This is a genomic window from Methanosarcina sp. 2.H.A.1B.4, from assembly GCF_000979385.1.
In the GTDB taxonomy this organism is placed as follows: Archaea; Halobacteriota; Methanosarcinia; order Methanosarcinales; family Methanosarcinaceae; genus Methanosarcina.
The window spans coordinates 33,248-46,694 of record NZ_JJOV01000056.1; the positions used below are offsets into that span (position 1 = coordinate 33,248).

At 46.3% G+C, this 13,447-nt stretch carries 15 protein-coding genes and 3 tRNA genes; 7 read left to right on the forward strand and 11 right to left on the reverse strand.

The window, feature by feature from the left end; all coding sequences use genetic code 11:
- Positions 1 to 7: 7 nt before the first annotated feature.
- Positions 8 to 1,159, reverse strand: coding sequence for a hydrogenase small subunit (locus EO92_RS09005; protein ID WP_200896758.1), 1,152 nt, complete (start codon positions 1,157 to 1,159; stop codon positions 8 to 10).
- A gap of 804 nt (positions 1,160 to 1,963) precedes the next feature.
- Between EO92_RS09005 and EO92_RS09010 the strand changes: the two genes are divergently transcribed.
- The 7 genes from EO92_RS09010 (at position 1,964) to EO92_RS09040 (ending at position 7,159) form a co-directional block, all read left to right on the forward strand.
- Positions 1,964 to 2,242 carry a HypC/HybG/HupF family hydrogenase formation chaperone gene (locus EO92_RS09010; protein WP_048171029.1) on the forward strand — a complete coding sequence of 93 codons (279 nt, stop codon included), beginning with the start codon at positions 1,964 to 1,966 and terminating at the stop codon, positions 2,240 to 2,242.
- A 34-nt stretch (positions 2,243 to 2,276) separates the two neighbouring features.
- On the forward strand, positions 2,277 to 3,362 hold the full coding sequence (hypD, locus tag EO92_RS09015) for a hydrogenase formation protein HypD (protein ID WP_235283266.1): 1,086 nt from the start codon (positions 2,277 to 2,279) through the stop codon (positions 3,360 to 3,362).
- The gene (gene hypA / locus EO92_RS09020; RefSeq protein ID WP_048171032.1) at positions 3,355 to 3,756 is read left to right on the forward strand and encodes a hydrogenase maturation nickel metallochaperone HypA; all 402 of its coding nucleotides are present in this window, start codon (positions 3,355 to 3,357) and stop codon (positions 3,754 to 3,756) included. Before hypD ends, hypA begins: the two co-directional genes overlap by 8 nt.
- Before the next feature lie 219 nt (positions 3,757 to 3,975).
- Positions 3,976 to 4,647 (forward strand): hydrogenase nickel incorporation protein HypB, encoded by a 672-nt coding sequence (gene hypB / locus EO92_RS09025; protein ID WP_048136504.1) that lies wholly within the window; start codon positions 3,976 to 3,978, stop codon positions 4,645 to 4,647.
- A gap of 49 nt (positions 4,648 to 4,696) precedes the next feature.
- Positions 4,697 to 5,743 carry a hydrogenase expression/formation protein HypE gene (gene hypE, locus EO92_RS09030; RefSeq protein WP_048171033.1) on the forward strand — a complete coding sequence of 349 codons (1,047 nt, stop codon included), beginning with the start codon at positions 4,697 to 4,699 and terminating at the stop codon, positions 5,741 to 5,743.
- Between the two features lie 406 nt (positions 5,744 to 6,149).
- The gene (locus EO92_RS09035) at positions 6,150 to 6,500 is read left to right on the forward strand and encodes a hypothetical protein (protein ID WP_048171035.1); all 351 of its coding nucleotides are present in this window, start codon (positions 6,150 to 6,152) and stop codon (positions 6,498 to 6,500) included.
- Between the two features lie 152 nt (positions 6,501 to 6,652).
- Positions 6,653 to 7,159, forward strand: a complete 507-nt coding sequence (locus EO92_RS09040; RefSeq protein ID WP_048171037.1) for a gamma carbonic anhydrase family protein — start codon at positions 6,653 to 6,655, stop codon at positions 7,157 to 7,159.
- Between the two features lie 149 nt (positions 7,160 to 7,308).
- On the opposite strand, the gene EO92_RS09045 is transcribed toward EO92_RS09040, so the two are convergent.
- From EO92_RS09045 to EO92_RS09090, 10 genes are all read right to left on the reverse strand, one after another.
- A tRNA-Leu gene (locus EO92_RS09045) sits at positions 7,309 to 7,393 on the reverse strand.
- Positions 7,394 to 7,505: 112 nt separating this feature from the next.
- Positions 7,506 to 7,593: transfer RNA gene (locus EO92_RS09050), tRNA-Leu, on the reverse strand.
- A 234-nt stretch (positions 7,594 to 7,827) separates the two neighbouring features.
- Complete coding sequence (locus EO92_RS09055) at positions 7,828 to 8,628, reverse strand: DNA-directed RNA polymerase subunit D (RefSeq protein ID WP_048171039.1); 801 nt, start codon at positions 8,626 to 8,628, stop codon at positions 7,828 to 7,830.
- A gap of 72 nt (positions 8,629 to 8,700) precedes the next feature.
- Positions 8,701 to 9,081 carry a 30S ribosomal protein S11 gene (locus EO92_RS09060; protein ID WP_048136434.1) on the reverse strand — a complete coding sequence of 127 codons (381 nt, stop codon included), beginning with the start codon at positions 9,079 to 9,081 and terminating at the stop codon, positions 8,701 to 8,703.
- A gap of 2 nt (positions 9,082 to 9,083) precedes the next feature.
- The gene (locus EO92_RS09065) at positions 9,084 to 9,749 is read right to left on the reverse strand and encodes a 30S ribosomal protein S4 (protein WP_048161198.1); all 666 of its coding nucleotides are present in this window, start codon (positions 9,747 to 9,749) and stop codon (positions 9,084 to 9,086) included.
- Positions 9,750 to 9,771: 22 nt separating this feature from the next.
- Complete coding sequence (locus tag EO92_RS09070; protein ID WP_082107998.1) at positions 9,772 to 10,260, reverse strand: 30S ribosomal protein S13; 489 nt, start codon at positions 10,258 to 10,260, stop codon at positions 9,772 to 9,774.
- A 395-nt stretch (positions 10,261 to 10,655) separates the two neighbouring features.
- Positions 10,656 to 10,738: transfer RNA gene (locus EO92_RS09075), tRNA-Ser, on the reverse strand.
- A gap of 90 nt (positions 10,739 to 10,828) precedes the next feature.
- On the reverse strand, positions 10,829 to 11,845 hold the full coding sequence (locus tag EO92_RS09080) for an RNA-guided pseudouridylation complex pseudouridine synthase subunit Cbf5 (RefSeq protein ID WP_048171041.1): 1,017 nt from the start codon (positions 11,843 to 11,845) through the stop codon (positions 10,829 to 10,831).
- Between the two features lie 428 nt (positions 11,846 to 12,273).
- Complete coding sequence (gene cmk, locus EO92_RS09085) at positions 12,274 to 12,816, reverse strand: (d)CMP kinase (protein ID WP_048136437.1); 543 nt, start codon at positions 12,814 to 12,816, stop codon at positions 12,274 to 12,276.
- Positions 12,816 to 13,436, reverse strand: coding sequence for a DUF106 domain-containing protein (locus EO92_RS09090; protein ID WP_048161197.1), 621 nt, complete (start codon positions 13,434 to 13,436; stop codon positions 12,816 to 12,818). Before EO92_RS09090 ends, cmk begins: the two co-directional genes overlap by 1 nt.
- Positions 13,437 to 13,447 lie beyond the last annotated feature (11 nt).

Consider the following 13,447-nt stretch of genomic DNA (forward strand, 5'->3'; position numbering starts at 1 on the left):
TTTTTACTCACTCTCCTTTCATTCTCCGAACAGCATGTACCCCTGCAGCTACGGTAGCAGCACCGACTGCAACCTTGGATAATGTGTCAATATTTGCCCCAAGAAGCACGCCCTTGTCTTCAGCTTCAACATAAAAAGGCCTTGCTGAGTCAGGGAAGCCGGGTTCAACGCAGGCAATACAGGGGGAACCTGCCTGAGTACACATACTTACGGAACCATTCCAACGGCGAATGGCGCAGTCTGCGTGAGAATAAGGAGCTTTGCAGCCTAATTTCCAGAGGCACTTTTCTCCGCCAATCTGCTCATCGAACTCTCCACGGTCATAGTAGCCGCGGCGAGGGCAGTTTTCATGTACTGTGTGGTCGGGAGGGAAAAAGACCTTGGGCCTTCCGTACTGGTCAAGGATAGTCTCCAGGTCTTCGGGAACCTTAATCTTGTTAAGGATTATCGCACCTACGGTAAGGAGAATCCAGTCCGGGTGTGCAGGACATCCAGGGATGTTAATTACGGGCTTGTGGATCCCAAGCTCTGTGAGCATGCCTTTTGAGCTATCTTCCTTTGTGAAAGCCACTCCCCTGTAATCCGTAACCTGGGAAACAGCGCTGTCAGCGCAGGCAATTCCCCCATAAGTAGCACAGGTTCCAACTGCAAGGATAGCGTTGGCACGTGTTGCAGCTTTTGCAAAGAGCTCTTTGAAAGTCCTGTTCCCGATAACGCAGTAGCGCCCCGAGCCATCCGGACCGTTTGCAATTGCGCCTTCCACGACAAGGATATAGTTGCCTTCTTCGATAAGTTCGTCAACGAGAAGCTCGGAGTTCAGTTCAGAGGTGTTTACAGGCTCGCCATCGACAAATAGCCCCTGCTGGGCAAGAAGAGTTTCATGGTAAGCAATGTTGACATTGAGTTTGCTGATTGCCTGGACAATATCAGGATTGCCTCCGTTTAAAATGGATTCGGAACAGCCAGTGCACTCAGCACCGTGAAGCCAGATAATCTTTGTCTCTGCAAACTCAAGCGCACTTGCGATCTCTGTTTTATAGGTGCCAAGAAATGTAGTTGCGCCAAGCACGCCTACAGCCTTCATGAAAGTACGCCGGTCTAGTTTTAAAAAATCTAAACTATCCAGTGTACGAATAAGATTTTTCATTCCAGTACTCATCTCTACCACATCTTGTTTTTTACCCAAAATATATGTACGAAAGAAAGTTCGAATATAAATTTGCTATAATTATATAAATGTGTATATAAATATACCAATAATGTTTTCAATGAGGGAATAGTATTTAAGGATTTTTACACTATAGAATAAATATATTAATGAGGTAAAAGAAGTTTGTTTTCAGTCGAATACCCAGCAGCTTGCTGCGGGGATGGAAAACTTCCCCGAGAACCGTTAGTGATAATACGATTTATCGATTCCATTTTTTGTTTGTTAACTTCTGCTCGAACTAAGTCGTATTAGGGTTATTGTTTCCGTTTATGGACTTTGGAACGGGGGTGCGAACATACCCATTGCTTGCAGCGGAGTTCGCCAGCACAACTTTGATTAAATACAAATCTTGAATTAAATTAACCTTAATAATAGTCAAAACAGGTTATTGAACATTGTAAAAAGCATTTCCCAGGTCGGCTCTAAAATAAGAGCAAAAACAGGTATCAATTTGAAGGTAAAATTAAAAACAAAAAAGATATAATAGAGAACTATACAATTGCGCAAAATAATATTCACCAATATACTTACTTTTATAAAGCCCAGGGATTTAGTTCCTGGCATATTCTAGCACTAGCATATTCTAGCATACTAAACCTTGAGAATTTGAGTATCAATTTAAATGGCGAGTAATCGCATTAAGGCCAGTCCTCTTAAAGTATTGTTCGAAAAATATTGTTCTCACTGATAATTAGATTTCGCAATTATCAGATTTTGAAAAGAAAAATAGGGACGAAAAACAGTAGAGGTAATATGTGTATAGCTATACCTGGAAAAATCAAGGCCATCGTCAATGAAAACACTGCCACGGTTGATATGGGTGGGATATGCAGAGATGTAAACATGGACCTGCTTGGAGGTGCCAGTGAGGCTCTGCTCGGGAAATATGTCCTTGTCCATGTAGGGTACGCAATATCTGAAATCTCAAAAGAAGAGAGTGAAGAAACCATGCGTCTCCTCAGGCAGATATCAGGCCTTGAAGATTCGGATATCTCTGAAACGAGGTCCTCCGAAGAAACGGACGCTGAGTGAAATGAAAAACGAGGATTCTTCTTTAAAACCCAGTATGCCTGAACTTGAAAAAAAGCTTCTGGAAAGAATTCAAGCCTCCGGAATCTCACTCCGTGTAATGCATGTCTGCGGTACGCACGAAAGGACTATAGCAAAATACGGGCTCAGAAGCGTGCTCCCACAGAATATAGACGTAATAAGCGGTCCCGGATGCCCTGTATGCGTCACTCCAGAAAAAGACATTGACATTGCGATTGCTCTTGCAAAGAGTGGAGCAACTGTAGTCACTTTCGGGGATATGATGAGGGTCCCTGGTTCGGCAGAAAGCCTGCTGGATGCAAAGTCTGAGGGAGCAGACGTAAGGATGGTGTACAGCATTGATGATGCCGTATCCCTTGCAAACAAAAAACCTGAGCTCGAAGTGGTCTTTTTCGGAGTCGGCTTTGAGACCACGGTCCCTGCTAATGCAGCTGCCCTTCTCAGAAATCCGCCCGAAAACTTCAGCCTCCTTGCCTCCCAGAAACAGACCCCTCCAGCAGTCGAACTTCTTGCCAGCGATGCCGAAGTTGATGCTTTTATTGCCCCCGGGCATGTAGCAACCATTATAGGGACAAAGCCCTTCGAACCTCTTGCAGAAGAAGGCTTTCCTGTTGTTGTAAGCGGGTTTGAGGCAAGAGATATCCTCCTCGGAATAAACCTGCTCCTGGCACAGGCAGAGAAAGGAGTCTCAAGGGTAGACAATGGATATCCAAGGGTCGTAAAGCCAGAAGGGAACACAATAGCCCTGAAAATGATGAATGAAGTATTCGAAACCTCGGAGTCCGAGTGGAGGGGGATTGGAAATATAGAGGGTTCGGGGTTAGTGCTCAGGAAAGAGTATGAGGAAAAAGACGCCTCAAAGAAGCATGAAGACCTTTATTCTGCTTCCCTTGCAGAGATAAGGGCAAAAGCGGAGAAAAAGGATAAGAAGCGCTGTATCTGTGCAGCTATCCTCACAGGGAAAGCAAAACCATCCCAGTGCCCCAACTTCGGGAAAGACTGCACCCCGAAAAATCCGACGGGACCCTGTATGGTCAGTCAGGAAGGTATGTGCTACAACTGGTTCAGGTACTCGCGGGAAGGAGGAAGCAGGCTTGCATGAGTATTCCATCGCCTGTGAGATCTTTGAGCAGGTAATAGCAACTGCCGAAGCTCACGAAGCCCAGGAAGTCAGGCATGTAATCCTGGAAATGGGGAGGCTTGCCCATACAAATCCGGAGCAACTGAGCTTCTGTTTTAAGGCCATTGCCGAGGGGAGCATTGCTGAAAATGCGGAGTTCATTGTAGAGATGATCCCACCCTCCCTGGAATGCGAGTGCGGATACGCCGGCACTGTGGATGAAACACAGATAGGAAAGGATGGCGAACTCCGAAGCGAACTTCTGGAATACATCGCAGCGCTTGAATGCCCTGTATGCGGAAAAAATGCTCGCATCACAGGGGGCAGAGAACTGATTATAAAAAGCATTGATATTGAGACAGAAGTAGAAAAGTGAACCTCCAGGCAGACAAATATATAAATGTAGTAAAAGGTAGCAGGTCTATCAAATATAGTCACTTAAAAATACTCATTTCAACTCTCATTCAAACATACTACCTAAACATTCAAACATACCTACCTAAACAGAAATCCTGATCCGTAAAATTTAATTCACAAACAACAAACGGATTTTTTCATCGAGATAATCAAGCAACCCCGAGTGATGTTTATGTTAATGCATGTAATCCACATGGGACACGATGTGTTCAAGGCAAATGATAAGATTGCCGAAAAAAACAAGACGGCCCTTGACAAACACGGAGTCTTCTCAGTCAACGTTATGGGAGCCATCGGGTCAGGAAAGACCACTCTGATCGAAGAGGCAGTCAGGTACCTCAAAGAAAAGTACAGAACAGTGGTAATCGCAGGTGACGTCATCGCAGAGATGGATGCCTCACGTTTCAGGAAACTCGGGGTGCAGACAATCCCTGTAAACACTGGAAAGGAATGCCACCTGGACGCAAAACTGGTGGAGAAAGCCCTCGATGAGATCGACCTTGACAATACGGATCTCCTTATTATTGAAAATGTGGGCAATCTGATCTGCCCTGTGGACTTCAAGCTTGGAGAACATCTCAGGGTGGTTGTGGTGAGCGTCACTGAAGGAGACGATATCATCCTCAAGCATCCTATGATTTTCAAAACTGCAGAACTTGCAGTCATAAACAAGGTTGACATTGCACATGCAGTTGACGTTGACGCCGAGAAAATGAGGGATGACATCCTTTCCTTAAACCCTGATGTGCCGGTCATCCTTACTTCAAAGCACGACTGGGAGAGCCTTGAGACCTGGATAAGCTTTATTGAACTTGGAATCGGAAGAGCACAGGAAGCTCAGAGAAAGTAAAGCAATTCAAAGCGGTTTAAACGCGGATAAAAGTAAAAGGAGACCGGATATGAAAGCAAATGCCATTTCCCTGGAACACGGTGCAGGCGGAGAGGTAATGCAGGAGCTTATAGGGGAGATTATCCTTAAAAACTTCCGCAACAAAAGCGCAGGCTCAATAGGCCTTGAAAGCCTTGATGACGGGTCTACGGTCAGACTTGAGAACTTTAACCCCGCTTCCGAACTTGTGCTGACAACGGACAGCCACGTGATAACCCCTGCTTTCTTCCCGGACACCAATATAGGACGTCTGGCAGTTTCAGGCACCATCAACGATCTCACGGTGATGGGAGCAAAGCCCCTTGCCCTTACCTGCGCAGTCATAGTCCCTGAAGGTTTTCCAATTCATGAGTTTGAAGAGATAATCAAAACAATGGACAAAACTGCTGCGGAAGTTGGAGTCCCTATAATTACAGGCGACACAAAAACCGTGGAAAAAACTGCCCTTGACTCAATCATCCTGAACACAGCAGGCCTCGGCATAACGGACAGCCCTGTAAGGGATTCGGGACTGAAGCCAGGAGACCGGCTCCTTGTCACAGGCACGATCGGCGACCACGGGATCTCTCTTATGGCTCACAGGGAAGGTTTTGACTTCGATACCGACCTTGTCTCGGACTCCGCGCCCCTCTGGAAACTCATAGAACCAATCCTGAAACTCCGGACGCAGGAAGGGGAACCGGTAATTACAGCTATGAAAGATCCGACCCGCGGAGGGCTTGCAAACGCCCTCAACGAAATGGCAGCAAAAGCCGGAACAGGGATCCTCCTCGAAGAAGACCTGATCCCCTTCAAGCCCGCAGTCACAGCAGCCTGCGAAATGCTGGGTCTTGACCCCCTCGAAGTTGCAAACGAAGGAAAAGCCGTCATCGGAGTCAAAGCCGGATTCGAAGAAGAAGTGCTCTCCATCCTCAGGCAGCACCCCTACGGCAAAGAGGCAGCCCTTATCGGAGAGGTTACTGCAGACAACAAAGGAGAAGTAATCCTGAGAAATCGCTTCGGAGGCATGCGTTATGTGGACGTGCCGGCTGGAGACCCGATCCCCAGAGTCTGTTGATTCAGATCAGAAGACAGCCGATATTTTTCGGTTGCTTTTACCTGTTTGTTTCCTGCTGGTGTCTCGTTAGTCCTTTACCAGACCAGTTGATCTCTTTACGTTCTGGCTTTTCTCTTTTTTTTATAAGACCGCTCTCCTGCGTCGAGCGTGACAGGAACGACCCAGAATAGCGAATATGGATGAATGGGTCCGAAAGATCTGTAATTTAGTCCGCTTGAGCAAGTGAAGTTCACTACTAAAAATCATCAATTAGTCCTCTTGAGCGCAGCGAAAAGGACCGCGTACTCCCGAGGCGCAATTCGGGTGCCGAAACGAAATTCGGGAAACGCAACATTTTTAAAGTCGTGAGCAAAAGTAAGCACGTAACAAAAAAACATATACTGAGAGGAGAAGAAGGAGCTAAGGTTTGAAATGGGATCCCATTGTGGTAGAAGAACTGTTACGCTCAATCCCGGTATATTTTGTTTCTTTTTTGGCCATTGGAACACTACTGGATTATGCAGGATACCTCCAAATCGCCGGCTTTGCAATTTTCGTCCTGGCCTTTATTGTGACAGTGACACACTTTAAGCTCATGGTCAGATACCGGAAAAAGGAACATTTGACAAACCCTTCAATCAGTTCAATAATAGGCCACATGCTTAAGCGACAGAAGCCTGAAAGAAGGAATACAGGCTACAAGGAATTGACCCCGAACTTCCGTCCCGTCCTGACAATAATTGTCATCGCATACCTTGTGTATCGTTATGCAATCTGAAACGTTATGAGGTTTGAACCCGGAGATATTTTTGAGAATTGTAGAAAGAAGACTCCACGCATAGCAGGAGCTAAAATCGAAAACCGACATAAACAATGCCGATACATAAGATAAATAAAGAAAAATAGCACCTTGAAAAGCGGAGGATAAAGATGATAATGGATTTTAAAGGCAAAAGCCCGAAAATCTCCGAAACGGCTTTTGTTGCGGATTCTGCAGACTTAATAGGGGATGTTGAGGTTGGGGATTTTTCAAGCATATGGTTCAATGCAGTGCTTCGGGGAGATCAGAACAAAATAAAGATAGGAAACAGGACAAGTATCCAGGACGGCGTGGTGATTCATGCAGACCCCGAAAACGGAGTCCAGGTTGGAGATAATGTGTCAGTAGGGCACGGGGCTGTGCTTCACGGGTGCAAGATAGAAGATAATGTACTCATCGGCATGAACTCAACTGTGCTGAACGGAGCTGAGATAGGAAAAAACTCAATCGTAGGAGCAAATGCGCTTGTGCCCCAGGGAAAGAAGTTCCCGGCTAACAGCCTTATTATCGGAGTCCCCGGGACGGTAAAAAGGGAGACAAACGAGGCAGAGGTTGAGGCTATAAAAGAAAATGCGGCTGAGTACGTAGAGATGGTTCGAGAGTATAGGAAAAGATGAAGAAATAATGCCTTTACAATATCAAACCCAATGAACTGAATAGTAGGCAATCATGGCAGAAACACGGGTTTTTCCCATATATTTTAAGAAGATCCTATTAACGATTTAAGACCTGTGTATCCCAATTGCCATTAAAAAAAGTTTTATAGTGCGAGGGATGGGATTCGAACCCACGAACTCCTACAAGACTAGGCCCTCAACCTAGCGCCTTTGACCTGGCTGGGCAACCCTCGCATTTAGATGTAGCAAATGAATAGGCTTAAAGAATTTTTGGCTTAAAGAACTTTATTATAATTTTTTTTATGTAAAAGCGTATTGAATTTAAAGTTAATAATATTAAGAAATTTGGTGCGAGGGATGGGATTCGAACCCACGAACTCCTACAAGACTAGGCCCTCAACCTAGCGCCTTTGACCTGGCTGGGCAACCCTCGCATCTTGTTTCCTGTTAAATTCCGGCGCGCTTTACGCCTTGCACTTCCTCACAATATCATGGATAATATATAAACGTTTCGAGCCGTGAGGGGCACTGGCAATAATTGTTGAAAGATCCCGCAGTAAACGGAATAATTCCTGAAGTATCCGGGCGCAGGAAAGCCCCTGTAATGAGGGTTTTCAGGCCAGAATACGGTCGGAAAAATGGTGCTTGAACCCGGGCTAAACCGGGATTCAGAGCTGGTCCAGAATTGTCATCAGGCCTTCGGCTTTGCCTTTAACCACATGTGCGGCGTTAAGGACAAGGTCTTTAGCTGTATATGAACCATCGGACTCCATGGTGAAAACAAAAGCGCTCTCATCATAGTTCACCTTTATCGCATTGATGTCACAGACCTTCTCACAGAGCCTGCAGAGGGAACACCTTATGACGTCATCCTCGGCAATCTTTGCTCCGGCCTCTTCAACCTTGATAATGTCCTTAGGACATTCTGCTGCACAGTGCCCGCAGGCATCGCAGTTTTCAATGGTTATAACAGGCACGTTTTTGTAGCCGCATGCAACGCCTGCCTGCCATCTAACGCTGTCTCTACCGTAGCCCATATGGGCAATGGCCTCGAGCACAAGCTTCTGTCCCTTTTTCAGCTCAACAATCGGTACATTCGGATCTGCTGGCTGGATCTTGGGATCAGCGGAGATAAGGTCCCGCGAATGAACGATTCCAGGGCCTTCTGCACTGAGGGTCAGGGAGACCTCGCAGGCGGGGCAACCTTCTCCTTCGCAGACGTCGCACTCAGCCTGAGGCCTGTACGTCTCTATATCCGTTACAAGCGGTATTAAGGAGAGACGGAGAGCCAGCTGTTCATCATAGAGTACGGAGGTGTTGTCGTAAAGGTTTACATACTCGATTGCAAGAGTGGGTACATCAGCGACCATGGCACGCCGGATGCCGTTAGCAAACGCCGTGCTTACCCTGGACAGCACAAACTTTGCAGATCTGTCCGATAACTCCAGAATGTCTACTTCCATCGTCATATACCTTAATTCCCCTTAATTTTGAATACCTTAAAAAAAGAGAATTTTGAAGAATTCTCTGAATAATTCTCTTTATACACGCCTTCCGCCTTTAGGACGGGTGCCGTCGTGCGGGACAGGAGTAACATCTTCAATCCTGCCAATGCGGATTCCTGCTCTTGCAAAAGCCCTGATTGCAGCCTGTGCACCGGGTCCGGGGCTTCTCTGCTTGTTTCCTCCGGGAGCTCTTACCTGGATGTGGATGCCGTGGATGCCCTTGTCCCTGAGTTGGTCAGCAAGCTGGCCAGCCATCTGCATGGCAGTATAAGGAGAGCTTTCGTCCCTTGCAGCCTTTACGACCATACCACCAGAGGACTTTGCAATAGTTTCAGCCCCAGTGATGTCAGTTATCGTAATGATCGTGTTGTTAAATGAGGATTTGATGTGGGCCACAGCCCATTTCATGTCTGCCATGTTTATCTCCTCCCTCCTCTCTTCTTCTTTCCACCTGGACCGCCTCTCCTTTCGGGAGGTCTTTCTCTTGCCTGCTTTGCCTCAGCGGCAGCCTTAAGGGTTGTTGCGCTGTCTGCAAGGTAGGATGCTACCTGGACAGGTCTTTCAGGGTGGGCTTCACTCATGAGAGGGGAGTTCCCATAGTACTCGATATGCATCTCGTCCTCCTTTGAGACCAGCATTCCCGGAATTGTAGCTTTTCTTCCGTTAATTGCAATGTGGCCGTGAGTGATGAACTGGCGTGCCTGGACAACTGTCCTGGAAAGCCCGAGACGGAGAACCTGGGTCTGGAGTCTCCTTTCAAGAATATTTTCAGTCTTTAAAGAAAGAATATCGTCAATGTTAGCGTCCGATTTGATAATACCGTAACGAATGAGCTTGGCAAGAATTTCTTCGGACTGAGTCTTCAGGTGACCTTCAAGTCCGCCTTCCTGACCGCCAGCGACGTTTGCAAGCAGGTTTCGGGCTTCGGATCTGTACATCCTGAGCATACTAGCTGCTTTCCAGACTTCTTTCTTGTTTCTGAGGCCGTATGCCTTCACAAGCTGGACTTCAGCAGCCATCCTGGCTTCCTGCCATGGGTGCCTGGGAGTCTCGTAACTTTTACTTTTTTTACCTGGATATGCCATTTCAAATCACCTTAACGAAAAATTACTTCTTCCTGCTCACACCGACAGTTGATCCGCGGCGGCCTGTGGATTTTGTCCTCTGTCCTCTGACCTTAAGGCCTCTCTCGTGCCTGAGACCTCTGTAGGCACGGACCTTCTTCAGGTTGTTAATGTCTTCCCTGAAAGTCAGTACGATATCTGTTCCGAGCAGGTGCTTGTTTTCTCCGGTGGCCAGGTCATTCTGCCTGTTAAGCATCCAGGTAGGGACGAGATCCTCAAAACTTCCGATTGCAGTGTCGAGTTTGGCTACGTCTTCATCCGGAAGATATCCAAGTATAGCAAAAGGATTTACCCCTGCGCCCTTTGCAATGAGTATTGCAGTACGCCTCCCGATTCCGGGAAGACCTGTAAGAGCATACTGTACGGGCTTTGCGCCCTTCAGGTCGGTATTCATAATCCGAACAAGATGCCTTAGTTCTTCGTTATTTTTTGCTTCAACCATATACTTCCTCCATTGGAGTGCATACAGCATCCTGTAGCCCCTGATCGAATACCCTAAAAGAATACACGAAAAACTCAGGAGCAGCTCTCTAAAGGAGCTTCTTTACAGCATATACTGATGAGTTCTTTTACATGCAACTGCCAGTATATAAGGATATCTGCGCCCGCCCCCCACTGAAAGTGAATTTTCGGAAGAACTGAAAGATGATAATGGGAAATTTACTGAATAAAGAAAAGACGTGAAAGAAAAATATAGAAAAACAACATCACAGAATAGTACAGAAATCGTGTTTAATAGAAAAAGCACAGAAATCGATAGAAAAAGCATAGGAATAGTAGAGTAGAACAAGAAAGTCGAAGTAGTATAAGAAATCTTTAAAGAAATACTGAAAAATTTGTAAAAACATCAGAATGAGAAAAATCTGACGCCGAGGGGGAGATTCGAACTCCCGAGGGGCTAAGCCCCACAAGCTTTCCAGGCTTGCGCCCTACCACTAGACTACCTCGGCACAGAGCTTATGATACGACTTATACCATAACGGAATAGTGGTATATAAATCTTATTCTAGGAATGTATACGGAAAAAAGAATTTAAAAGGTTAGAGCTGAACACGCTCCTCTTTTTTAGCCCAGCCTTTTGGATAAGTTCCTGCGTTCATAAGTATGCGGATAGGAGAAGCTGCAATACCGGCAGAAGCTTTGAGGATCTCTTCAGTGTTCATTTCAGCCTTTGCAAGAGCCACAAATTCCCCTTTTAAGGTAAAGAGCCCTGCAAGTTCCCCTTTAGTCAGATTGGAGTCCAGACTTGTGATGCCAGGGACTGCCAGGGAAGCGCCTGAACAAACCGCATCCACTGCACTGTCCCGCAGGATAATTTTGGGAAGGTGGGATACGGCAGATTCCATTGGTCGGATAACCCTTCTCAGTTCGGACTCATCGCCCTCTTCCTTCCATAACACATAAGCGTCTTTCAGTTCATGGAGAGTGACAATGGTTTTTTCCGTAAACGGCCCTGCTTTAGTCCTGCGGAGTCCCTGCATATGCCCTCTGCAGCCCAGAGCAAGCCCGATGTCATGGCAGAGTTTCCTGATATAAGTCCCTGCCTCACACCCAACGCGGAGGAGTACGGACGTGCCCTCAATTTCAAGCACTTCCAGGTAATAGATTGTCCTTACTCTCATAACACGTTTAACAGCTGATTTTATAGGAGGCATCTGGTAAATGGGGCCTGTAAATTCCTCGCAGACCTGGCGAACCAGCTTTGGAGGCATAGCCCGGTGAAGCTTCAGATGGCAGATATACTCTTTTCCTGAGAGACGCAGGGCAGGCACGGCTTTTGTAGCTTTTCCCAGTAAGGTAGGCAAAAGCCCTGTAACCTTCGGATCAAGAGAACCTGCATGTCCTGCCGTATTCACACCAAGTATGGCTTTTACCCAGGCTGCAACTTCGTGGCTTGTAGGTCCACTGGGCTTGTCAATATTCACCACTCCTTTTTCGATATATTCAAGGATAGGGCGCTTTTCCGGATAACAGCCATAGGATGGATTTGTCCAGGCGCCGGACTTTCGGACAAGGGTTCTTTCAACTTCTGCGGGCAGTTTGCCGGCGGATGACATGGTTTTTCAAAACTCCTGGGTTGTGGTTATGGATTCAAATAGGTAATGTGTAAAGATATGAAATACTCTTTAAATCTGAGATACTCTTTAAATCTGAGTTATTCAAGTAAATCTAAAACACCTGTAGTAAATATGAGGTATCGAGAAAGTACAGGTAATTTCCAGTAAAGAATTTACAGCAAAGATAGTTATGCCCTATGGAGACAATCAATGTAAGGCAACCTTCATAACGGGCGCAGAGAGTTAACAGGCATATATAGAGGTAAGATATCCAGTAGCAACATCAGGCATCAGCAGCAACATCAGGCATCAGTAGCAACATAAATGTCCCGTATAGATATGGTATCCATAATATCAGGGTTCGGCAGATAAAACCCTACGCTTGATATAAAAACTCTACCTCGGTAAATCGGAGGGCTGGTGAAAAATCACTCCGGTCCGACAAGAGAGTCAATAGCGACCCTGAGGATATCAAGAGTCTGGTACTGGTTCCATTTTTCAGAATCGATAACAATGTCGTAGATTGATAGATCTGCAATATCAATGCCGTAATAGTTCTTATAACGAAGGGCTTCGGATTTTTCCCTTTCAACCGTTTTTCCCAGTTCTTCATCAAAGGAGATTGATTTCTCACGCCTCTGGATACGCTTAACCCTTGTCAGTAGTGGGGCTTTTATCCAGATTTTAAGCACATTGGGTACACCTTCAGCCATATGGCCTGCAAGCCGGCTTTCGAGAATGATGTTGTCCTGGGTATGGATAATGGATTTCTGGTTTTTATCGATATCAAGATCAATGGAGGGATCTTTTTCAGCCATGGCACCGAACTCAGACAGGCTCATTCCTCTCCCCCTTGCCATCTTCCTGAAGATTTCACCAGAGGAAATCAGCTCAAGCTCATAGTATTCAGACAGGAGCCTGGAGAGGGTTGTTGTCCCGCTCCCGGGAAGCCCACTCACTGTGATCTGCATCAGACCCCACCGATATTCAGCGCCTTCCGGATAAGCTGGCTGACCCCGAGAGAGGAGATAAAGTACCAGTAGATCCAGTGCTGGAAAGGACCAAAAGCCTTTGAAGTAAGCAGTTGTTCGCCCCAGAAGGGAAAGACCATGGTGGCAGCTCCGTGCCCGCTAATGTAATAGTAAGCCCACATGAAGAGAGGCAGGGAGATAATACTGATATAAGCCATGGGCTTGAACTGCTGCTTTGACATCTTCATCTGATCTTCCATCATATCCTTGCGCTGGTCTTCAAGTTTTTTCAGCATATAGGTATTCTGGGAAAGCTGTGCCTCCCGAAACTCTTTCTGAAAAACCTTCATGCGCTCCTGAGTGTTCCTCATGAGTTCCCAGTCGATGGTGTACTTCTGGATAAGGGATGCGTAGATGGCAGTGATAGCAGCCATAATTAAAAGAACCAGGTGGAAGTTCTCCTGTCCGACCAGCATGAGCACAGGGTCCATTAAAGCCCCTACTGCTTCTCCTACAGCCTGCCTGAAATCCTGTCCAAGAATCATTATCCCGAACATAAGGGAAAAACCGAAAGCCAGCAGGAACCGGTCTATTTGCTTTTTTAATACCTCTGAAACCAAGTTGTCCTCAC

Coding starts and splice junctions, on each gene's coding strand:
- EO92_RS09005 (WP_200896758.1), bottom strand. CDS start 1,159: ATGAGTACTGGAATGAAAAATCTTATTCGTACACTGGATAGTTTAGAT.
- EO92_RS09010 (WP_048171029.1), top strand. CDS start 1,964: ATGTGTATAGCTATACCTGGAAAAATCAAGGCCATCGTCAATGAAAAC.
- hypD (WP_235283266.1), top strand. CDS start 2,277: ATGCCTGAACTTGAAAAAAAGCTTCTGGAAAGAATTCAAGCCTCCGGA.
- hypB (WP_048136504.1), top strand. CDS start 3,976: ATGCATGTAATCCACATGGGACACGATGTGTTCAAGGCAAATGATAAG.
- hypE (WP_048171033.1), top strand. CDS start 4,697: ATGAAAGCAAATGCCATTTCCCTGGAACACGGTGCAGGCGGAGAGGTA.
- EO92_RS09040 (WP_048171037.1), top strand. CDS start 6,653: ATGATAATGGATTTTAAAGGCAAAAGCCCGAAAATCTCCGAAACGGCT.
- EO92_RS09055 (WP_048171039.1), bottom strand. CDS start 8,628: ATGACGATGGAAGTAGACATTCTGGAGTTATCGGACAGATCTGCAAAG.
- EO92_RS09060 (WP_048136434.1), bottom strand. CDS start 9,081: ATGGCAGACATGAAATGGGCTGTGGCCCACATCAAATCCTCATTTAAC.
- EO92_RS09065 (WP_048161198.1), bottom strand. CDS start 9,749: ATGGCATATCCAGGTAAAAAAAGTAAAAGTTACGAGACTCCCAGGCAC.
- EO92_RS09070 (WP_082107998.1), bottom strand. CDS start 10,260: ATGCTGTATGCACTCCAATGGAGGAAGTATATGGTTGAAGCAAAAAAT.
- EO92_RS09080 (WP_048171041.1), bottom strand. CDS start 11,845: ATGTCATCCGCCGGCAAACTGCCCGCAGAAGTTGAAAGAACCCTTGTC.
- cmk (WP_048136437.1), bottom strand. CDS start 12,816: ATGCAGATCACAGTGAGTGGGCTTCCCGGGAGCGGGACAACAACCCTC.